Source organism: Mycobacterium sp. NS-7484 (genome assembly GCF_001953975.1).
In the GTDB taxonomy this organism is placed as follows: domain Bacteria; phylum Actinomycetota; class Actinomycetes; order Mycobacteriales; family Mycobacteriaceae; genus Mycobacterium.
Genome location: NZ_MBEJ01000126.1, coordinates 1 through 22,687, shown reverse-complemented (window position 1 = coordinate 22,687; position 22,687 = coordinate 1). Strand labels below are relative to the sequence as shown.

The window sequence follows — 22,687 nt, the reverse complement described above, 5'->3', positions numbered from 1 at the left end:
GCAGCCGTCCGGGTAACGCTGTCGGTTCATACTGTGCGGGCCAGCCGGTCGGCGAGCAGCGCTGCGAACTTCGCCGGATCGTCGAGTTCCCCACCTTCGGAGAGAAGTGCTGTCCCGTAAAGCAATTCGGCTGTCTCGCCGAGCTGTGCGGTGGCTGCGGAATCGTCGCCGCGGTTCTTGTATGCCTGATGCACAGCGGTGATGAGTGGATGCCCGGCATTGATCTCCAGAATCCGTTTCCCGATCGGGACATCTTGTCCGGACGCCCGGTACATGCGTGCCAGCGCCGGAGTGATTCCGAAACTCGGGGTGATCAGGCAGGCCGGCGATTCGGTCAGCCGGGTGGACAACCGGACTTCGGAGACGTGGTCGCTCAAGGTCTCTTGCAGCCAGGAGAGCAGATCGGAGAAATCGCGCTCCTGCTCTTCCCGCTGCGCTTCCTTCGTCGCCTTCTCGTCATCGGAGTCGAGGTCCACCTCGCCTTTGGCCACCGATTGCAGTGGCTTACCGTCGAATTCCCGCACGGAACCCACCCAGACCTCGTCGACCGGGTCGGTGAGCAACAGCACCTCGTAACCCCGGGCCTTGAATGCTTCGAGGTGCGGCGATTTCAGCAGTTGGTCACGCGACGGCCCGGTGGCGTAGAAGATCTGCGTCTGCCCGTCCTTCATCCTCTCGACGTATGCGGCCAACGTGGTCGGGTCGTCGGCGGTCTGGGTCGAGGCGAAGGACGAGATCCGAAGGAGAGTGTCCTGGTTGTCGGTATCGTTCACCAGGCCTTCTTTGAGGACGGCACCGAACTGCGTCCAGAACGTGCGGTAGTCGTCGGGCCGCGCGGTCTGCAGCTCACCGATCGTCGAGAGGACCTTCTTGGTCAGTCGTCGTCGGATGACGGTGATGTGCCGATCTTGTTGCAGGATCTCACGGGAGACATTGAGCGACATGTCTTGGGCATCGACCACGCCCTTGACGAAACGCAGGTAACTCGGGATCAGCTCGTCACAGTCGCCCATGATGAAGACCCGTTTGACGTAGAGCTGCACGCCGGTTTTGGCATCCCGGGTGAACAGGTCGAATGGAGCGTGCGAGGGAATGAACAACAACGCTTGGTATTCGAAGGTGCCCTCGCCCTTCATCGTGATGATTTCGAGCGGGTCGTCCCAGGCGTGGGCGATGTGCTTGTAGAACTCCCGGTACTCCTCGTCGGAGACCTCGTCTTTCGGTCTGGCCCACAAAGCCTTGCCGGAGTTGAGCGTCTGGGTCTCGACGGTGACGGTGTGCTCGCCACCTTCTTCGGGGGCCGGGGTGGTGCGCTCGACCTGCATCCGGACCGGCCAGGCGATGAAGTCCGAGTATTTCTTGACGAGCTCCCGGATCTTCCACTCGGCGGTGTAGTCGGGTAGCTGGTCCTCGACGTCCTCCGGCTTGAGGCGCAGGAGGACCGAGGTGCCCTGCGCGGCGTCGTCGACGGACTCGATCGTGTAGGTGCCGTCACCGCTGGACACCCAACGGGTGGCACCGCTTTCGCCGGCCTTGCGGGTGAGCAGCTCGACCTCGTCGGCCACCATGAACGTCGAGTAGAAGCCCACACCGAACTGGCCGATCAATTCCTCGGAATCGGCCGCCTTCTTGCTCTCACGCAGCCGTTGGCGCAGCTCGCCGGTCCCGGACTTGGCCAGTGTGCCGATCAGGTCGACGACCTCGTCGTGGGTCATGCCGATGCCGTTGTCGCGGACCGTGAGCGTACGTGGGTCATGACCGACTTCGATCTCGATGTGAAGGTCCGAGGCGTCGACGTCGAGGTCCTTGTTGCGCATCGTTTCGAGGCGCAACTTGTCCAGTGCGTCGGATGCGTTCGAGATCAGCTCCCGAAGAAATGAGTCCTTATGTGAGTAGACCGAATGCACCAGCAGCTCCAACAGCTGCCGGGCCTCCGCTTGAAATTCCATCCGTTCGACGTGTGCGCACATGTGATCCGCCCCAGGAGAACAACGTTCGTTACTGATGCCGCGAAGATGATACCGACCGGGTCGACCGGACAGCTCCAGAATCTGGTCAGAGGCCACCCAGGCCGCGGGCGACCAGTGAAAGTCCGACGACGGTCAGGATGGCGGCGACGAATTTGCGCCGGTGGACGTGCGCCCAGTCGTGGACCCTGCGCAACACCGCCTGCGTGCGTTGTGGCGCGAAGAGGTTGCTGACCAGGATGATCTCCTCCACGGTGAGTACGCCGAAGACGAATGCGACGAGCGCTATGACCTGAACTCCGGTGGACGCTCCCGAGGCGATGACGATGCCGAGGGCGAAGAAAACTCCGTCCAGCGGGGGAAGAAACCAGACGCCGATGAAAAAGGATATCCACGGCGAGCCGTCCCGCCATGCCGAGCGGGCCCTGGCGAGGACTCGCCGTACCTTCGATGCACCCTCGGCCCCGTCCTCGGGCGCCGGGTGCAGGAAGCGCCTGAGCGCCGGCGGGATCGAGGAATCCATCAGCATCGTCGAGGTTTTGGTCGTGCCATCCGATTCCCCGGCCGCGCCGACGACACTGGGTTCCGGAGTTCGCGACCGCACCAGAGCGTGCACGCCGATCGCGACGGCGATCAACAGCAGGAGGGCACCCGTGCCGAGGGTGCTCCGTTGGGCGGCCGGACTCGACGTGGGGTCGGCGAACTTGTCGGCGAACGAGGCCGACGACGGCGCGGCGTGCAGGATGATCAGCGGGATGAGCAGGGTCGCCATCCCCACCGCGAGGGCGCCGGTCCAGTAGGCGAGCAGGTTCGTCATCGGCCGAGGCCTGGACAAGACGAGAAGGATGAGTCCGAGGCGCACAGGATTGATCGTCGTCAAGAGTGCCAGTACGGCCAACGACCCCCACATGGCCGAAATGCTACCCCGTCAGCTATTTGCTGTGTGGATTCTCGGCGATTTTCCGGGCAATTTTCAGCATCAACACCGGTGTGTTGCGCGATCAACGCGCGATACGCACGCGTCTATCCGGTGGAGGTCGTATCCCGGTCGGAAGATCCATCGGTTATGACGTTATACCTGTTGGGCCCCAATGCGTCTCGACAACTCGCGCACGGGGTATGGCTCGACGCTCCCACTGGCAGTGGGAGGGCCGATCTTGATCCGGAGACTGACTACGCGACAATTCCACTCAGTCGATGCGGCCCCCGTGGCTGACAGAATTCGTTTGCTGGTGACGCTGCGCCAAGAGCACTGTCGGGCCGATGCGACGAGGACGGAATTCGAGGTCGATCGCTGGGTCGGCATGCCGGGCCAACGCTTCCAAGGCCGATGTGCTGTAGGCGCGCAGCCCGCTGATCACCGCATCGTGGATCACCGCGATGCGGGTGAACGGCATCGCTGCGGCCAGCATAGCCAGGTGCAGCGGTGGTGACGGCCGATGCACGTCGACGATCATCAACTTGTGGGCCACTCGCGTGCCTTCGGCGAAAACGCGGGCGGCCGAATCCGGCGGAAGGTGGTGCAGCGACAACGCGAACACGGCAAGGTCGAATGATCCGTCCGCGGCGTCGATGTCGGTGGCGTCCATCACCCGAACGGTCGCGCGGGCATGCCGGCCCAGATCGCCGGCAGCGATCGCCGACGTGAACGAAGCGTCGACATCGGTGATGGTCACCTCGGCGGTGGGATGCAGTTCCAGCAGCTTGCGTGCCAACCCGCCGAGGCCGCACCCGAGTTCGAGGATTTTCGGCATCGAGCGGTGCTCGACTTCGTCGAGCGCCATGCGCGCATATTTCTCGTAGGTGCCTCGACGGCCGCCGCGATCGATCGCCCGAACCACCTTCTGTTTAAGAACGTCGACGTCGTCGCGATCCAGATATTCCGGGCGATCGGTCTGCAGTCGCCGTGACAACCACGACGCGTCCGGCCCACCCCTCGGCATCCTGACGATGGTCTGGGTGCCGGTGTCCACCGTCATGCCGCTTCGACCGGTGTGAGTTTTTCGCATAACAACTCCGCCAACCCGTGAATGGTCGTGATCCCGGTGGCCGAGATACGAATTCCCGTTTCGTTTTCGATGCGAGTGCGTAGCTCGAGTGCCCCCAGCGAGTCCATCCCGTACTCGGACAGAGAACGGTCGGGATCGACACTGCGCCGCAATATGACGCTGACCTGATCGGAGATGAGGTGGCGCAACTTGGCGGCCCACTCGTCGGGTGGCAGCTCCTCGAGCTCCGCGCGTAGCTTGCTGGTGCCCGTCGAGCCCTGGCCGGCGGACCGGAACGCCTCGGCGAACGGGCTACGTTCGGCGAACATCGACAACCACGGCGCCCCGGTGATCGGTGCGTAAGCGGTGTAGGGGCGGTCGTGCCGTAGCAGCGCTTCGAATGCGTACGCGCCTTCGTCGGGAGTGATGGCCATCCCGGCGCCCTCGGCCAGCGCAGTGCCGCGGCCGATCTGGCCCCAGGCGCCCCAGGCGATCGAGGTGGCAGGCAGACCTTGCGCTCGCCGCCACAGGCTGAAAGCGTCGAGCCAACTGTTCGCCGCAGCGTAGGCGCCCTGTCCCGGCGAGCCCACCAGCGCGGCCGCCGACGAGAACGAGCAGAACCAGTCCAGGGGCTGGCCGGCGGTCGCGTTGTGGAGGTTCCAGGCACCGTAGACCTTTGGAGCCCAGTCACGTTCGATCAGATCATCGGTGATGTTGGTCAGCGCGGCGTCCTCGATCACCCCGGCCGCGTGCAAAACGCCGCGCAGAGGTAATCCGCCACCGGTCGCTGCGGCCACCAACCTCTCGGCGGTACCGGCCTCGGCGATGTCACCGCACTCGACGAGCACGTCGACACCGGTCGCCCGGATGCGATCGAGAGCTTCCGATGCCGCTTCACCGGGCTGCGAGCGAGACGACAACACGATACGTCCACATCCGTTGGCCGCCATCTTCTCGGCCAGGAACAGTCCGAGGCCGCCCAGTCCACCGGTCACGATGTACGCGCCGTCGGCACGGAAGACGCGCACCTCCGACGGCGGGACCACCAGTCGGCTGGAGCCGGTGTGCGGGATGTCGAGCACCAGCTTGCCGGTGTGCTGCGCACCGCTCATCATCCGAATCGCGTTTGCAGCGTCGGCCAGTGGATATGGGGTGAACTCAGGCATCGGAAGATCACCCTCGGCGGTGAGCAGATACACCGTGGCGAGGAGCTCTCGGAGCCGTTCAGGATGGCTGACGGACATCAACGCCAGATCCACGGCATAGAAAGAGAGATTGCGGCGGAACGGGAAAAGCCCGAGTTTGCTGTCTCCATAGATGTCTCGTTTGCCGATCTCCACGAATCTTCCACCGAACGCAAGCAATTCAAGTCCGGCGCGCTGCGCTGCACCGGTCACGGAATTCAGCACGATGTCCACCCCGTAACCGTTGGTGTCCTCGCGGATCTGATCGGCGAATTCCACACTGCGCGAGTCGTATACGTGCTCGACACCCATATCTCGCAGAAGTTGTCTGCGCTGTTCGCTGCCTGCGGTGGCAAAGATCTCCGCGCCGGCCGCCTGTGCGATGGCCATTGCTGCCTGGCCCACCCCACCTGTCGCCGAATGGATCAGCACCTTGTCACCGGCTTTGATTCGCGCCATGTCGTTCAGCCCGTAATAGGCGGTCGCCGTCGCGATCGTGAGAGCGGCTGCCTGTTGATCGGTCAGGCCCGTCGGCAGGGTGACCGCCAAGCGGGCATCGCAGGTCACGAACGTCCCCCAGCACCCGTCGGCGCACAATCCGCCGACGTGATCCCCGATGCGATGCCCGGTCACTCCGGGGCCGACCGCGATCACCACGCCGGCGAAATCGATGCCCAGCTGCGGCAGCCGTCCGTCGAATGCGGGATAGCGGCCGAATGCGACCAGTACGTCGGCAAAATTGATGCTCGAAGCCGTCACCGCGACTTCGATCTGGCCCGGTCCCGGTGGGACATGCTCGCAGGCAACCAGTTCCATCGATTCCAGATCCCCAGGGGTACGGATCTGCAACCGCATTCTGTCGCGATCGAGGAGGGCAACAGTTGTCTGCCGCTCCTCCGGCCGGAGCGGGGCCACGCACAACCGCGCGGTGTACCACCGGCCGTTGCGCCACGCCGTTTCGTCCTCTTCGGACCCGCTCAACAGCTGCCTGGCCACCGGCTCGGCGCCCGTGGCTTCGTCCAGATCGATCTGTGTGGCGGCCAGATGCGGATGTTCGGTGCCGATGACCCGGAACAGCCCACGCAACTCTGCCTGATCCAGGTTTGCCACGTCGCCGGCCACGACGGTCTGAGCGTTGCGCGTCACGACGTACAGGCGCGGCAATTCGCCATTGATCTCCGGTAGTTCGCGGGTGAGATGCACCATGTGGCGCACGTATTCGCGGCCCAACAGCGGGGACTGGTCGGCGTGGTCGCCGTTATTCGGCGACATGAGGATCACCACGCCGGTGAATCGGCCGGCCCGCAGATGGTGGGCGAGTTGTCGGCAGGTTACCGAGTCGTCGGTCTGGTCGGGCCAACTCATCGTCGTGCATTGAGCGCCACGGTCCTTCAAGACGTCGCGCAAATCTTCGGTAACCGCATCCCGACCATCTGACTCGCCGATCAGCAACCAGGATCCGGCGTCGACGTACTCGACCTTCGGCAATTCCTGTTGGCGCCATTCGACGGTCAGCAGTCTCTCGCTGAGGACCTGATCGTCGCGACCGTTCCCGGACGCTCCGGTGCCCAGCCGCAACCCCTGCGCGCTCAACAGGACCGTCCCGCCCTCGTCGAGGACGTCGATGTCGACTTCTATGCCGGTCGAGTCGGCCTTGATCAGGCGCGTGTAGCAGTAGTGCGCGGTGCGGGCCGAGCCATAGGCGCACAGGCGCCGGACCCCGAGTGGCAACCCCAGTACGTCACCACCGAGCGCCTGGATGTCGGGGTGGGCTTCGACGGACTGGAAGCAGGCGTCGAGGAGAGCCGGGTGCACGGCATAGGCGTCCTGTTGCGAGCGGATCGAGCGGGGCAGTGCGACTTCGGCGAGCACTGTGCGCGTCCCGCCCTGACCGGGGCGTACCGTGATCAGACCGGTGAACGCCGGGCCGTATTCGATACCGTGCCGGGCTACGCGATCACGTACTTCTGCACCGTCTTCCTCATCGGGGTGGGCGGCAAGGACTTCCGTCATGTCGTAGGTCGGAGGCTGTTCGTCCGCCGAGGCATGGAGGACCGCGGTCGCGTGCCGGGTCTGCTGGCCGTCCTCGTCGGTTTCGACCGTGAAGGTCGCGGTGTTGGGCGCCGACATCGAGGCCGAGGCGCCGACGACGGTGTGGTCGTCGACGAGCAACGCCTGCTCGAAGCGGATGTCGCGAACTCCGCAAGCTGCACCGTACACAGCCTGCGCGGCAGCCAGTGCCATCTCACAGTAAGCCGCGCCCGGAAGTACGGCGACACCGCGGATCTGGTGATCGGCGAGCCAAGGCTGAGCGGCGGTGCCGATATCGGCCTGCCACACGTAGCGTTCCGGCTCCTCGTGCAGCCGTACGTTGGCGCCCAACAGGGGATGCACGGCGATGGTGCAACCACCGTGGGTGGGGGCTTCCTGGCTGCCACCGGCCAGCCACAGTCGACGGTGCGTCCAGGTTGGCAGCGGCGCCTCGACCAGCTGCCCGACCGGACAGAGCACGGAGAAATCGACCGATGCGCCTGCGCTGTGAAGATCGATCAAGAGATCGCGCAACCCATTTGGCATCGATTGCTGACGGCGCATCGCGGCCAGTGCGGCCATCGGTGTCTCGCGACCCGCGGCCGTCTGTTCGAGGGCCCGGGTGAGCAGGGGGTGGGGAGACAGTTCGGCGAAGACCCGATAGCCGTCCTCCAACGCCGCCTGTACCGCGGTGGCGAAGCGGACCATCCGGCGCATGTTCGTGACCCAGTAGTTGGCATCGCAGACGGGCTGTTCGCGGGGATCGAACGACGTCGCCGAATAGAACGGGATCTCGGGAGTCATGGGTTTGAGGTCGGCGAGTGCAGCGGCCAGATCGTCGACGATCGGCTCCACCTGAGGCGAATGGAAGGCCACGTCCACCGGCACTTCGCGGGCCATCACCCCGCGTCGCTCCCAGTCGGCGACGAGAACTCGGACGGTCTCGGTGGTCCCGGCGATGACGGTGGACTGTGGCGACGCCACGACGGCTACCACGACATCGTTGACACCCCGGCCGGTCAGTTCCGAAAGGACCTGTTTGGCAGGCAGTTCCACGGCCGCCGTGGCACCTTTACCGGCGATGCGGGACATCAGCCGGGACCGGCGGCAGATCAGCCGCAGTCCATCTTCCATCGACAGTGCACCCGCGACGACCGCCGCCGCGCCCTCGCCGAGCGAATGGCCGATGACGGCACCGGGGCGCACGCCGTGCGCCTTCATCGCGGCGGCCATGGCGACCTGCATGGTGAACAATGTCGGCTGTAACCGGTCCTGGCCGGTCACCACCTCCGTTGCCGTCATCGCCTGGGTCACCGAGAAACCGGATTCGGCAGCGATGATCGGTTCGGCCAGCGCCACCGTGGCGGCGAACACCGGCTCGGTCGACAAGAGCTCGCCACCCATTCCCGCCCATTGCGAGCCCTGACCGGAGAACACCCATACCGGGCCGCGGTCGTCGCGGCCGACCGTGGCTTGATACGGAGTATCTCCGTCGGCGACGTCCCGCAATGCCGTGACGAGTTCCGATCGGTTGTCTGCGCTGACTGCGGTACGCACCGGCCGGTGCACTCGTCGACGGGCCAGCGTGTAGGCCAGATCCGGGAGAGCGACGTCCTCGTGGGCCTCGACCCAGTCTGCCAACCGGCCGGCCGTGCGTCGAAGCTCATCCGGCGATGTCGAGGAGAAGGGAAACAGCATCGGCGTCGCCGAAGTAGACAGTGAGTGTGTCGCCGCCGGTTCTGAGACATGTTGTGGCGCCTGCTCCAATACGGCGTGCACATTCGTTCCCGACAACCCGTAGGAGGAGACTGCGGCACGTCGAGGATGGTGGCCGTTGGTGCACCAGGGCGTCGTCTCCTGTGGCACAAAAAGTTTGGTCTCGATCTCGGCGAGTTGGTCTGGGAGACGATGGAAGTGCAGGTTCTGTGGGACCAGGCCATGCTGGAGCGCGAGTACTGCTTTCATCAGTCCGATGGCTCCGGACGCCGCCTGCGCGTGCCCCATGTTGGTCTTGACCGATGCCAGCGCGCAGGGGCCGTCGACGCCGTAAACCTTTGCCAGGCTGGAGTATTCGATTGGGTCGCCGACCGGCGTCCCCGTGCCGTGTGCCTCGACCATTCCGACTGTCGCGGCCTCGACACCGGCCGCTGTCAAGGCGGCGCGGTACACCGCTGTCTGGGCGGCATCCGATGGTGTCGCGATGTTGACCGTATGGCCATCCTGGTTCGCGGCCGTGCCGCGAATGACGGCGAGGATGCGGTCGCCGTCCCTGAGTGCATCCGGCAACCGCTTGAGCAAGACGACGACACAACCTTCTCCGCCGACAAAGCCGTCGGCGGCGACGTCGAAGGCGTGGCAGCGCCCGGTTGCCGAGAGCATGCCCTCTGCGGAGCCTGATGCGAACTTGCGGGGATCCAGGGCCAATGTCGCACCCCCGGCCAGCGCGAGATCACTTTCTCCCTCGTGCAGGCTTCGGCACGCCAGGTGCACCGCGGTGAGGCCAGAAGAGCAAGCGGTGTCCACCGTAAGCGCAGGACCGTGCACGCCGAGGGCATACGCGATTCGTCCGGACGCCAGGCTGAAGTTGTTGCCGCTGAACCCGTATGCCGCCTCCAGGGCCTGGGCATCAGCGGCCAGCATCTGGTAGTCCGCGTGGGTCAATCCGACGAACACCCCGGTCAGCGACTCGGCCAGGCTCTCTCGGGTGAGACCGGCATGCTCCATGGCCTCCCAGGACGTCTCCAATAGCAACCGATGCTGGGGGTCGAGGGCCGCACTCTCTCGTTCGTTGATGCCGAAGAATTCGGCATCGAAGCCGGCGACGTCGTCGAGGAACGCACCCCATTTCGACACCGACCGGCCCGGCACGCCGGGCTCCGGATCGTAGTACTCGTCGGCATCCCATCGATCGGATGGCACTTCGGTCACCAGGTCGTCGCCACGAAGTAGGGAGTCCCAAAGGCCCTCCGGGGAATCGATGCCGCCGGGCAGCCGACAGGACATGCCGATCACGGCCACCGGTGTAACCGGTGAAGCCTGCCCGGAATCCCGGGGACTGCGGAAGTGCGGCTCTGGAATCCCCTCGCGGACAGTTTCGAATGCGGTCAATTGCCCCTCCTCCCACAGGCCTTTCCGCGGTCGACCGCTGTAAGGCTCGATGCCCTGTATTTGTGCGCTAAACGCCAGATGATCGCGGCCGCGTGGTGATACGGACGTGGTGGCGCAGCGCCCAAATCGGGCGGTCACAACCAACAACGGTAAGTTCGCTGTGGTGCCTTGTCCCAAAATCTGGGCAATCGGACGTCAAGGTATCTCCGCTTTCAAATACTTCCGGCCCTACGTCGGATGCCGTAACTCCGTCCAAGATCAGATGCTGTGTGGTCGCTGTGCCGGGGGGGAAGTGTCGCGGAGATTGCTCGGATGAATGACGCGAGTGTTATCTTCAGGCCGTTTATCGATAGTTTGCTGTTATTCGATATATGCGCGCGGCTATGGCGCTACCCTGTGCCCGTGGTTGAGACGTCCATTTTGACGTTGCTGTCCGAACGTGCCGGCCTGCAAGGCGACGACACGGCAGTGACGTTTGTTGATTATGAAACGAACTGGGACGGCGTCCGCGAGAGCCTGACCTATTCGCAGCTATATCGGCGGGCCGGGATTGTCGCGGGTGAACTCGAACGTTTCGGTTCGGCTGGAGACCGTGCGCTGGTTCTCGCGCCGCAGGGGCTGGACTACATCGTCGCCTTTCTCGGTGCGATGCAGGCCGGGCGGATCGCCGTCCCGTTGGCCGTTCCGCTGGGTGGCGTCAGCGACGAACGCGTCAGTTCGGTGCTGCAGGACGCCACGCCTACGGTCATCTTGACGACCTCCGCGGTGGTCGGCGCGGTGACGGACTATGTAGCGGCGCACTACGGCGATACGCAACCGGACGTTCCCGCCCCGGTGATCGTCGAGGTGGACACCCTGAGCTCCGATGCCCCGGTGAGAGCGCTATCGCAACATGGGAGCGTCACGGAGACTGCGTATTTGCAGTACACGTCGGGATCGACGCGCAATCCGGCCGGCGTCATGATGTCGCACCGCAACCTGCTGGCGAACTATGAACAACTGACGACGGGATACTTCGCGGAATTCAACAATGTGATCCCCGAGGGTTCGACCATCGTGTCCTGGCTGCCGTTCTATCACGACATGGGGTTGTACCTCGGTGTCTGTGCGCCGGTGCTGGCGGGAGTTCCGGCGGTGCTGATGAGCCCGGTGGCATTCTTGCAGAGGCCCGCCCGGTGGATCCAGCACCTGGCCACCAACGGTCGAACCTACACGGCCGCACCAAACTTCGCGTTCGAACTGGCGGTACGCAAGACATCGGACGACGATATGGCCGGGCTCGATCTCTCGGATGTGCTCACCATCATCACCGGCAGCGAACGGGTGCACCCAGCCACGCTCGAGCGCTTCACTCGGCGTTTTGATCGGTTCAATCTGCCCCCCGCGGCAATCCGGCCGTCCTATGGTCTGGCCGAGGCCACGGTGTATGTGGCCACCCGTGAATCGGGTGAGCCGCCGGCGATCGTACGATTCGATTCCGAGGCGTTGACTCTCGGCACGGCGCGACGCTCCGCGAACGGTGCAGGCACACCCCTGGTCAGTTACGGCGTCCCGCTTGCACCGACGATCCGCATCGTGGATACCGAGACCCGGACCGAGTGTGCGGCCGGGGCAGTCGGTGAGATCTGGGTGCACGGTGACAATGTCTCGGCCGGCTACTGGCAGCGCCCGAAAGAGACCGAGACCACCTTCGGCGCGTGGCTTGATGCGCCGTCGGCCGGCACCCCCGAGGGGCCCTGGCTGCGCACCGGTGACTCGGGGTTCATCTTCGAGGGCGAGCTGTTCGTCATCGGCCGCATCAAGGATCTGCTGATCGTCTACGGCCGCAATCACTCTCCGGATGACATCGAGGCGACCATCCAGGAGATCAGCCGTAGCCGGTGTGCTGCCATCGCGGTGCCGGACGGCTATACCGAGAAACTCGTCGTGATCATCGAAGTGCGGAAGCACACGGATTCTTCCGGCGACGACGGGGAGCAACTGACTGACGTCAAACGCGAAGTAACGTCGGCGATCTTCAACACGCACAGTCTGGGTGTCGCCGATCTGGTTCTGGTCTCGCCGGGATCGATTCCGATCACGACGAGCGGCAAGGTTCGCCGTGCGGAATGTGTGACGCAATATCGACAGGGCGAGTTCGCCCGCCTGGACGCGTAGGCGCCGGTGCAGGCGGCCACGTGAATCTGGCGTTTGAGGACCGCGGCGAGGGCGAACCCATCCTGTTCATCGCGGGGCAGGGCGGGCTCGGACGTACCTGGGATCTGTATCAGGTACCGGCTTTTCGTAAAGCCGGATATCGCGTCGTCACGTTCGACAACCGGGGTGTGGGCGCGACGTCGGAAACCGACGGCTTCACGTGCGCCACGATGGTGTCGGACACGGCGGCATTGATCGAGCGACTCGGACTGGCCCCGGTACGGGTGGTCGCCGTCTCCATGGGCTCCTATATCGCACAGGAACTCATGCTGGCGCGTCCGGAGTTGGTGAGCCAGGCGGTGCTGATGGCCACCCGGGGCCGCCACGATCGGACCCGGGAGTTCTTCCGGATCGCGGAACGGGATCTCGCCGACGCCGGTGTGCAGCTGCCTGCCACCTATGAGGCGAAAGTCCGCCTGATCGAAAGCTTTTCACCCAAAACCCTCAATAACGAGAACTCGGTGCGGGACTGGATCGACATGTTCACCAGGTGGCCGGCCCGGGTGACACCGGGAATCCGCGCCCAGTATGGCGTCGCCCCGCAGCGTGATCGGCGGCCGGCCTACCGGTCGATCACCGCCGACGTGTTGGTGATTGGGTTCGCCGACGACCTGGTGATGCCCCCGCATCTCGGCGCAGAGGTCGCCGATGCTTTGCCAAATGGCCGATATCTCGAAATTCCCGATGCCGGCCACCTCGGTTTCCTGGAACGACCGGACGTGGTCAACGCGGCGATCCGGGACTTCTTCGTGAAGGCCTGCGAACGTGCCTGAGGTTAGCGGTGTTCGCGCGTGCCATGCCCATCATGCAGCAGTTATTCCGCGGCGGGTGACTGTTAGCAACGGTAAATTCCGTTCCGCGTCGTGGGCTGGCCGAATGCATTACGATCCCGTATCACCTTGGGAATGGGCCGATATGGAGGTCTTTCACATGCTGTACTCGACATGGTCGGCCCCTTCTGTGCGGGTTGCCTTGTGTTTGCTGTAGCTCTGTCTGGCGGTCGGTGCGGGTGCCTGCCGACTCGGGGTCGCCGGGCGGTCTGGGGGCCGCGGTGGACGCGCAGGGTCGATCGCCGGGGCGGGGAAAGTCTCGACGGCACCACGGATTCAGGGGGTTCGTGAATTGCGGGTTCTGAAGCGGCTGTGGATTCCGCTGGTGATCCTGGTGGTGCTCGTCGCCGGGGGGTTCACGGTGATGCGGCTGCACGGAGTTTTCGGCTCTCAGGTGCGCCCCGCATACGCCGACACCGAGTTGGAGGAACGAAAGCCCTACGACCCCAAACAGCTGGTCTACGAGGTGTTCGGCCCTCCGGGAACGGTGGCGAACATCAGCTACTTCGATGCCGATGCCGAACCCAAGTTTGTTGAAAAGGCAAGATTGCCATGGACGTTGGAGTTTCCGATGACCGAGGCGACCGCGATGGTCAATGTCATTGCACAGGGTGACAGTGACAGCATCGGGTGCCGAATCACCGTCGACGACAAGGTCAAAGCCGAACGCTTTGACCAGGGGGAGAAGGCGTTCACCTACTGCTTGCTGAAGGCCGCATGAGCAGCCCGCCCGCCACCACCCACCCGCCACGCGTAGCGCGGTGGATTCGTTCGCTGGCTGCGCCCATAATCCTGGTCTGGTTGGTGATCGCCTACGTCCTGAGCGTGGCGGTGCCGCCGCTGGAACAGGTCGAGAAAGAGCATTCGGTCTCGTTCATCCCGACTGATGCGCCGTCATTCGAAGCGGTACGCCGTATGGGTAACAGCTTCGGCGAGTCCAAGTCGAACAGCGTGGCGATGATCGTGCTGGAGGGACGACAGCCGCTCGGCGACGAGACACACCGCTACTACAACGATCTGATTCGGCAACTGAAGGCCGATACGACGCATGTGCAGCACGTGCAGGATTTCTGGGGAGATCCGCTTACCGCCGGTGCCGCCCAGAGCGCCGACAACAAGGCCGTGTACGTCCAGATGAGCCTGTCCGGCGACCTCGGCCAACCCCTGTCCGACGAGTCACTACAAGCCGTTCGGGACATCGTCGAACGGACCCCACCCCCGCCCGGGGTAAGGGCTTACGTGACCGGACCGGCGGCGATCGTCGCCGACCTCGCCGACAGCGGCAATCGGACGGTTCTGCTGGTCACCGGACTCAGTCTCACGGTGATCCTGGCGATGCTGCTGTTCTTCTTCCGCTCGATCTTCACCGCGGTCATCCTGCTTCTGCTGGTGGGCATCCAGTTGCAGGTGGCCCGCGGGGTGGTCGCGCTACTCGGTGATCTCGGACTTCTGGGTTTGTCCACCTACGCCGTCAATCTGCTGGTGACACTCGGAATCGCGGCCGGAACGGACTACGGCATCTTCTATGTCGGTCGCTATCAAGAGGCGCGCCAGGCCGGCGAAGAACGGGAAGCAGCTTTCTACACTACCTACCGCAGCGTCGCCAAAGTTGTACTGGCGTCGGGCTTGACGATCGCCGGCGCAGTATTCTGCCTCAGCTTCACTCGGCTTCCATATTTCCGGACGCTCGGCATCCCTTGCGCTTTGGGCATGATCGTCGCAGTTTGTGTGGCATTGACCCTGATTCCGGCCGTTCTCGCCGTGGGGGGCCGGTTCGGACTGTTCGAGCCGAGGCGGTCGATCATCGCTCGCCGCTGGCGGCGGTTGGGCACCGCGATCGTGCGCTGGCCGGGCCCCATTCTCGTGGCGACGTGTGCGGTGTCGCTGATCGGTCTGCTGGCGTTGCCCGCCTACCAGCCCGGCTACAACGACCAGAAGTACCTACCGAAAGACATCCCGGCGAATGAGGGATATGACGCCGCCGCACGGCACTTCCCACAATCACTGATGATGTCGCCGGACATCCTGCTGGTCGAGGCAGACCACGACCTGCGGAATCCGGCGGACTTTCTGATCCTGAACAAACTCGCCAAGGGGGTATTGGCCGTTCCCGGAGTCGCACGCGTGCAGGCGGTGACCCGGCCCGAAGGAATTCCACTCAAGCACACCACGATTCCATTTCTGATCAGCTCGTCGAATGCCGGCCAACTCCAGCTTCTCCCGTTCCAGAAAGCACGGATGAATGATCTGGTCACCCAGGCCGACGAGATCACCAAGACCGTCGGCGTGATGCAGCGCATGTACGGCCTCATGCAACAACTTGCCGCCACCACCAACAACATGGTCGGAAAGACCCACGAACTGGAAGACACCACCAACGAATTGCGCGACCACATGGCCGATTTCGACGATTTCTTCCGGCCGGTGCGCAACTATCTCTATTGGGAGCCGCACTGCTACAACATTCCGATCTGCTGGTCATTGAAATCTCTGTTCGAGGCGCTGGACGGGGTGGACAAGGTCACCGTGACCATGCATCAGCTGATCGGCAATCTCGACCAGTTGAATGCCCTCATGCCACAGATGATGGCCCAGTTCCCGGCGATGATCGCGACCATGCAGAGCACCCGCAGCGTGTTGTTGGGCATGCACACCACCATGTCGGGGATCTTCTCGCAGATGGAAGAGATGAGTGACAACGCCACCGCCATGGGGCGGGCGTTCGACACGGCGCAGAACGACGACTCGTTCTACATGCCGGCAGAGGTTTTCGACAACGCCGACTTCAAGCGCGTCATGAACGTCTTCATCTCGCCGGACGGAAAGTCGGTACGGCTCTTGATTTCCCAGCGGGGTGACCCGGCCACACCTGAAGGTATCGCCCGGGTTGGTCCGATAAAGACCGCGGCCGAGGAAGCGCTCAAGGGGACACCGCTGGAGAATGCCAGAATTTACCTGACCGGTACCGCGGCAATGGCCAAAGACCAAGTTGACGGGTCCACCTACGATCTTCTGATCGCCGGCATCGCCGCCCTGTGTCTGATCTTCATCATCATGCTGATCATGATTCGCAGCCTGGTGGCGTCGTTGGTAATCGTTGGGACGGTGGCGCTTTCGCTGGGAGCGGCCTTCGGGCTCTCGGTATTGATCTGGCAACACATCCTCGGTATCCAGCTGAACTGGATCGTGCTCGCCATTTCGTTGATCATCCTGTTGGCCGTCGGCTCGGACTACAACCTGTTGTTGGTATCCCGGATGAAGGAGGAGATCGGGGCGGGGATCAACACCGGCATCATCCGGGCCATGGGCGGCAGCGGAAAGGTGGTGACCGCTGCCGGTCTGGTGTTCGCCTCCACCATGTTGGCGATGTTGGCCAGTGACGTCCGAACAATCGGCCAGGTCGGCTCCACCATCGGGATCGGCCTGCTGTTCGACACCCTGGTCGTGCGCGCATTCATGACGCCGTCCATCGCCGCGCTGCTGGGACGTTGGTTCTGGTGGCCATTGCGGGTGCGGCCCCGTCCGGCCAGCGCGCTACTGCGGGCCACCGGACCGCGGCCTTTGGTGCGGTCCCTGCTGTTGAAGCCAGAAGAACGCGGATCCTGATGACGCCCGATCCGCCGTTCATTGCGCGGACGATCCACCGGCTTGCGGTGCCGATCATTCTCGCCTGGCTGGTGGTCGTCGCGATCCTGACTTTCGCCATCCCGTCCCTCGAAACCGTCGGCCGACAGTATTCGGTCTCGCTGGTACCCCGGGATGCCCCGTCATTTCAGGCCATGCAGCGCATGGGAACGAACTTCGATGAATCTGACTCCGACAGTGTGGCCATGATCGTGTTGGAGGGGCAGCAACCCCTCGGTGCGGATGCGCATCACTATTACAACGACTTGATCCGGCAGTTGAAGGCCGATACCCGCCATGTCCAGCACGTGCAGGACTACTGGGGAGATCCACTCACGGCCACAGCTGTCCAGAGTGCGGACAACAAAGCTGTCTATGTTCAGTTGAATCTGTCTGGCAATCAAGGTGAATCGCTGGCCAACGAGTCTGTGCAGGCCGTCCGCGACCTCGTGGATCGGACACCGCCGCCACCGGGAGTCGCGGCGTACGTCACCGGTCCGGCTCCGCTGGTGTCGGACATGAACCACGCGGGCGATAAATCGATCATCAAGATCACCATCGTCACTCTCGCGGTGATCCTGACGATGCTGCTCATCGTCTACCGATCGATCGTCACTTCCGTGCTGCTGCTCGCCATGGTCGGCATCCAGGTGCAGGTCGCCCGCGGCGTGGTCGCGATACTCGGCGATCACGGAATCATCGGTCTGTCGACGTTCGCGGTGAACCTGTTGGTCTCGCTCGGCATTGCGGTCGGAACCGACTACGGCATCTTCTTCCTGGGCCGATACCAGGAGGCGCGACAAGCCGGCGAGGACCGGGAAGCCGCCTTCTACACCACCTATCGAAGCGTGGCGAAGGTGGTGCTCGGATCTGGCATGACCATCGCGGGGGCGATCTTCTGCCTGAGCTTCGCGCGCCTGCCCTACTTCCACACCATGGGCATCCCGACCGCCGTGGCCATGGTGGTCGCGGTCATGGTGGCGCTCACCCTGATCCCGGCGGTCCTCGCGGTCGGCGGTCGGTTCGGGCTGTTCGAACCCAAACGCAAGATCATCGTCCGGCGCTGGCGGCGGTTAGGCACCGCGATCGTGCGCTGGCCCGCACCCATTCTCATCACCGCGTGCGTGATCGCCTTGATCGGACTGCTGGCGCTGCCGGCCTATCAGACCAGTTACAACGACCGGTTGTACGTGCCTGCCGACATTCCGGCGAACCTTGGATACGCCGCCGCTGAGCGGCACTTTCCGCAGTCCCGATTGACACCGGACATCCTGATGCTCGAGACCGATCATGACATGCGTAATCCAGCGGACCTGTTGATCCTGAACAAGGTCGCCAAGGCGATTTTCGCAGTACCGGGCATCTCGCGGGTCCAAGCGATCACCCGTCCCGAAGGAAATCCGATCAACCGCACCTCCATACCGTTTCTCCTCAGTCTGCAGAACGCAAACCAGAAGCAGCTGTTGCCTTTTCAACGCGACCAGATGGGCAGCCTGCTCAAACAGGCCGACGACATGACCACGATGGTCAACCTGATGAACCAGATGTTGGCCGTCACCCAGAAAATGGTGAACACGACCCACGACATGACGCAGACCATCCGTGAGCTGGAAGGCGATATCAAGGAATTACGGGACCATATCGCAGATTTCGACGATTTCTGGCGACCGATCCGCAATTACTTCTACTGGGAACCGCACTGCTTTGACATACCGTTCTGCTGGTCGTTCCGGTCGCTGTTCGATTCGTTGGACTCCGTCGACGCGGTGGTCGACAATGTGCGGGATCTCGTCAACGAATCCGATCGGCTCGATGCGCTGATGCCGCAATTGGTCCGACAGTTCACACCGATGATCGCCACCATGAAGACCATGCGGTCCATGACGCTCACCATGCACAGCACCATGATGGGCACCTTCGACCTGATGGACGAGATGAGCGCGAACGTCACCGCGATGGGACAGGCCTTCGACGCGGCCAGAAACGACGACACCTTCTACCTGCCACCGGAGGTGTTGGAGAACGAAGATTTCAAGCGCGCGATGGACCTGTTCTTCTCCCCGGACGGCAAGTCGGTCCGGTTCATCATCTCGCACCGAGGTGACCCCGCCACACCCGAAGGCATCGCCCGTGCCGAGGCGATAGTCCGGGCGGCCGAAGAAGCGCTCAAAGTGACGCCTCTGGAGAGCGCGAGGATCTATTTGGCCGGTACCTCGGCAACATTCAAGGACATGCGGGACGGGTCGGAATACGACCTGCTGATCGCGGGCGTGGCGGCGCTCTGCCTGATCTTCATCATCATGCTCCTCATGACGCGGAGCTTGATTGCGGCGGTGGTCATCGTCGGCACGGTCGCCCTGTCCCTCGGCGCGGCCTTCGGGCTGTCGGTGCTGATCTGGCAGCACATTCTGGGCATCAACCTGCACTGGCTGGTGCTCGCGATGTCGGTGATCATCCTGCTGGCGGTCGGGTCGGACTACAACCTGCTGTTGGTGTCCCGGATGAAAGAGGAGATCGGCGCAGGCATCAACACTGGCATCATCCGGGCCATGGGCGGTAGCGGAAAAGTCGTGACGGCCGCGGGTCTGGTGTTCGCGTTCACCATGATGTCGATGGTCGCCAGTGACCTCCGGATCATCGGTCAGGTCGGCTCCACCATCGGCATCGGACTGCTGCTCGACACCCTCGTCGTGCGTGCGCTCATGACCCCGTCCATTGCCGCTCTTCTGGGCCGCTGGTTCTGGTGGCCACAACGCGTCCGACCGCGTCCGGCGAGCGTATTGCTACGTGACACCGGGCCGCGCCCGGTGGTGCGTTCACTGTTGCTCAGGCCTGAATCAGACTGATCCCAGCACTTTTCCGACGTCTCGTCGCCAAACAGCTTTCCTGGGAAAATACGCGGGCAGCGACGGTTGCAGCAAATGGTGAAAAACCAAGCAGCGTCGCTATCGGCGAGTAGAGTCCGGTCATCGGGGGGAGGAGGTCTAAGGATGACAATTAAACCGAGCAGAGTGGTTGCCGCCGCCGTCGGCGGTCTGACGCTGATTCTGGGGGCCGGCACAGGAGTCGCGGCCGCGGGCCCCAACCTGGATTCGGCGGTCAATACCACCTGTAGCTATCCACAGGTGATGGCAGCGTTGACAGCGCAGGATCCCCGGGCGAACGAGTCGCCGGTGGCGCAATCGATGTTGCGTCAGTTCCTGGCCGCTCCAACGGCGCAACGTCAGCGAATGGCCGAGGCTATCGTTGCTCAACCGGCGAATCAGCAGTATCTCGGTCTGCTGCAAACGACCTTCGACACCTGCAACAACTACTGAGCAGGGTCACCGCTTCGGTTTGACGCCGCCCAGTTGCTTGGTCAGGGCATCGGCAGTGGACACCAGGGCACGGGCCCGTTCGGTGATCTCCTTGTCCGTCAAGGCCGTTCCGATATGCAGTGAAGCCGCCATGACCTGGCGTTGGTAGTGGTCGTACACCGGCGCAGAGATCACGCTGATGTCCGAACGTGCGCGAGAACCGACGGGGGAGTTCTCGTCGCGCAGGTAGACCCGTTCGCCGATATCGGACACCAGCTCGCTCAACAGTGCGCGTAGTTCGTCGGGCAGGTTGGTCGACATTCCGGCCATCAGTGCGTAGAGCCGACGACCGCCGGGGGTGAGTCGTTCCACGAGATACCCATCGGTGCGGCAGTTTTCGATCACGCGCTGTAGCCGATCGGATTCGGTGCGCAGGGGAATCGTCGGCGCCTTGGCCAGCCACGCCCGCAGGGCGTCGTCGTCCCACAACACGAACATCAATCCGACGGGCGGCGCGAAGGGATAGCTCTGCCCGACGCGCACGCCGGGGTCGCGGCCCGAAGGTCCGACCAGTTCGAGCACTGTGATGCGGTCATCGACCACAGCGGAGAGGGCAGCCGAGGTGTCGAAAGCCGCTGACAGGTCCCGTAACTCGAGGCGCGCGGCGGGGCTGACACGCATCGACTCCTGCGCTATGTGACCGAGGGTGATGAGACTGGGCCCCAGGCGGTAGGTCTTGTCGACGCTGTCGCGGATCAGGTAGCCCGATTCGGTGAGCGTGCCGAGGATGCCCAGACAGGTCGGCTTGCTCAACTCCACTCGACGAGCCAGCTCTGAGAGCCCGAACCGTTCCTGGGGGTGGCGGGACAGGAAATCCAGGATGGCCACCACCCGTGCGGTGGGCGGCGAGGCGCGACCGGCCGGCTCGGCGTCGGGCATCTGACCTCCTGGACGTTGACGTGAACTGGAACGCGTTCTAGTGTCAGGTCGGAAACTCTACCACTGCGGTTCATTATTGGACCGAGAGAGCAGATGCCGGATGTACACACAGCCGTTGGCCGACGCCATCGCCGAAGCCGAACACCTGGTCACCACCGCGCCCTTCATCGAATCGGAGGCGGATCTCCTCGAGGGCCTGCAATACCTCGCCGGATGCATCTCGGGATGCATCCACCTGGCCTTCGACTACGACCGGGACCACCCGTTCCTGCAGTCGGGGACCGGCCCGTTCACCAAGATGGCGCTCGACAACCCCGACACCCTGTACTTCGGCACCCGTGTGCAGCCCGGGCATGAGTACGTCGTCACCGGAAAACGTGGCACCACCACGGATCTGAGCTTCCAGATCCTCGGCGGGGAGTACACCGACGACAACGTGCCGGCCAGCCAGGCCGCCTTCGACGACCGTGAACTCGACATCGCCGCCGACGGCACGTTCGAGTACCGCTTCACTCCGACCACTCCGTCGCAGCTGCTGATTCGCGAGGTGTACAACGACTGGTCGGCTCAGCGGGGCTATATCAGCGTCGCGCGGACCGACACGGCGGGGACCGCCCCGGCGCCGCTGACCAAGGAATTGCTCGAGAAGCGCTACGCCGTCGCGGCTAAGCAGCTCGTACAACGGGTGAAGACATGGCTGCAGTTCCCGCAGTGGTTCTACAACACACTGCCGGTCAACACCATGGTGGCGCCGCGGCTCACGCCCGGAGGCCTGGCCACGCAGTACTCGTCGGTGGGGCACTACGACCTGGCACCCGACCAGGCCATGATCCTCACCCTGCCGGTCAGCGACGCGCCCTACGTCGGTTTCCAGTTGGGCAGCCTGTGGTACATCTCGCTGGACTACATCAACCACCAGACCTCGCTCAACGGCACTCAAGCGCAAGCGGATCCCGACGGCAAGATCCGCATCGTCGTCTCCGAGGCGAACCCGGGCGTGACCAACTGGTGTGAGACTCTCGGCCACTCCAAGGGCTATCTGCAGTTCCGGTGGCAGCGGCTCTCGCGCGAGCTCACCGAGGCCGACGGTCCGACGGTCGAGATCGTCGACGTGGCCGACGTCGAAAAGGCGCTGCCGTACCACGAACACAACAAGATCTCCGAACAGGACTGGCGGGCCCGGATTGCGCTGCGCCAGAATCAAATCGCGAACAGGATGCTGGGGTAGCCATGGCCGGACTTCTCGAAAACAAGGTTGTCGTCATCAGCGGTGTCGGGCCCGCATTGGGCACCACCCTGGCCCGGCGCTGCGCCGAGGCCGGCGCCGATCTGGTGTTGGCGGCACGCACCGTGGAACGCCTCGACGAGGTGGCCAAGCAGGTCACCGATCTGGGCCGTCGGGCAGTCTCCGTGGGCACCGACATCACCGACGAAGCACAGGTGAACAACCTCGTCGACGCGTCGCTGGAGGCTTACGGCAAGGTCGACGTCCTGATCAACAACGCGTTCCGAGTGCCGTCGATG

13 protein-coding genes are annotated in these 22,687 nt (G+C 63.7%); 8 read left to right on the top strand and 5 right to left on the bottom strand.

Annotated elements, in window-relative coordinates; genetic code table 11:
- Positions 1-26: 26 nt before the first annotated feature.
- The 4 genes from htpG to pks2 all read right to left on the bottom strand — a co-directional run bounded on the left by htpG (position 27) and on the right by pks2 (position 10,248).
- Positions 27-1,970 (bottom strand): molecular chaperone HtpG, encoded by a 1,944-nt coding sequence (htpG, locus tag A5733_RS22570; protein WP_076241734.1) that lies wholly within the window; start codon positions 1,968-1,970, stop codon positions 27-29.
- A gap of 85 nt (positions 1,971-2,055) precedes the next feature.
- Positions 2,056-2,877 (bottom strand): GAP family protein, encoded by an 822-nt coding sequence (locus A5733_RS22565; protein WP_076241733.1) that lies wholly within the window; start codon positions 2,875-2,877, stop codon positions 2,056-2,058.
- Positions 2,878-3,157: 280 nt separating this feature from the next.
- The gene (locus A5733_RS22560) at positions 3,158-3,976 is read right to left on the bottom strand and encodes a class I SAM-dependent methyltransferase (protein ID WP_369830962.1); all 819 of its coding nucleotides are present in this window, start codon (positions 3,974-3,976) and stop codon (positions 3,158-3,160) included.
- Positions 3,943-10,248 (bottom strand): type I polyketide synthase, encoded by a 6,306-nt coding sequence (gene pks2, locus A5733_RS22555; protein ID WP_076241762.1) that lies wholly within the window; start codon positions 10,246-10,248, stop codon positions 3,943-3,945. The genes A5733_RS22560 and pks2 overlap by 34 nt, the downstream gene beginning before the upstream one ends.
- Positions 10,249-10,680: 432 nt before the next feature.
- On the opposite strand from pks2, the gene A5733_RS22550 reads away from it, so the two are divergent.
- The 6 genes from A5733_RS22550 to A5733_RS22525 all read left to right on the top strand — a co-directional run bounded on the left by A5733_RS22550 (position 10,681) and on the right by A5733_RS22525 (position 20,245).
- Positions 10,681-12,435 carry an AMP-binding protein gene (locus tag A5733_RS22550; protein WP_076241761.1) on the top strand — a complete coding sequence of 585 codons (1,755 nt, stop codon included), beginning with the start codon at positions 10,681-10,683 and terminating at the stop codon, positions 12,433-12,435.
- Between the two features lie 20 nt (positions 12,436-12,455).
- Positions 12,456-13,247, top strand: coding sequence for an alpha/beta fold hydrolase (locus A5733_RS22545; RefSeq protein WP_076241731.1), 792 nt, complete (start codon positions 12,456-12,458; stop codon positions 13,245-13,247).
- 367 nt (positions 13,248-13,614) lie between these two features.
- Positions 13,615-14,025 carry an MmpS family protein gene (locus A5733_RS22540; protein ID WP_142254170.1) on the top strand — a complete coding sequence of 137 codons (411 nt, stop codon included), beginning with the start codon at positions 13,615-13,617 and terminating at the stop codon, positions 14,023-14,025.
- Positions 14,022-16,910: an RND family transporter gene (locus tag A5733_RS22535; RefSeq protein ID WP_076241730.1), complete on the top strand. Its 2,889-nt coding sequence runs from the start codon at positions 14,022-14,024 to the stop codon at positions 16,908-16,910. The genes A5733_RS22540 and A5733_RS22535 overlap by 4 nt, the downstream gene beginning before the upstream one ends.
- Positions 16,910-19,774, top strand: coding sequence for an RND family transporter (locus tag A5733_RS22530; RefSeq protein ID WP_067773176.1), 2,865 nt, complete (start codon positions 16,910-16,912; stop codon positions 19,772-19,774). Before A5733_RS22535 ends, A5733_RS22530 begins: the two co-directional genes overlap by 1 nt.
- A gap of 144 nt (positions 19,775-19,918) precedes the next feature.
- Positions 19,919-20,245, top strand: a complete 327-nt coding sequence (locus A5733_RS22525; RefSeq protein ID WP_067773173.1) for a hemophore-related protein — start codon at positions 19,919-19,921, stop codon at positions 20,243-20,245.
- Between the two features lie 6 nt (positions 20,246-20,251).
- Here A5733_RS22525 and A5733_RS22520 read toward each other — a convergent pair whose 3' ends face one another.
- On the bottom strand, positions 20,252-21,163 hold the full coding sequence (locus A5733_RS22520; RefSeq protein ID WP_076241729.1) for an IclR family transcriptional regulator: 912 nt from the start codon (positions 21,161-21,163) through the stop codon (positions 20,252-20,254).
- A gap of 100 nt (positions 21,164-21,263) precedes the next feature.
- On the opposite strand from A5733_RS22520, the gene A5733_RS22515 reads away from it, so the two are divergent.
- A complete protein-coding gene (locus A5733_RS22515) occupies positions 21,264-22,391 on the top strand; it encodes a hypothetical protein (protein ID WP_076241728.1) in 1,128 nt (375 codons plus the stop codon).
- A 2-nt stretch (positions 22,392-22,393) separates the two neighbouring features.
- The coding region (locus A5733_RS22510; RefSeq protein ID WP_142254167.1) for an SDR family NAD(P)-dependent oxidoreductase at positions 22,394-22,687 on the top strand (294 nt) is incomplete at its 3' end.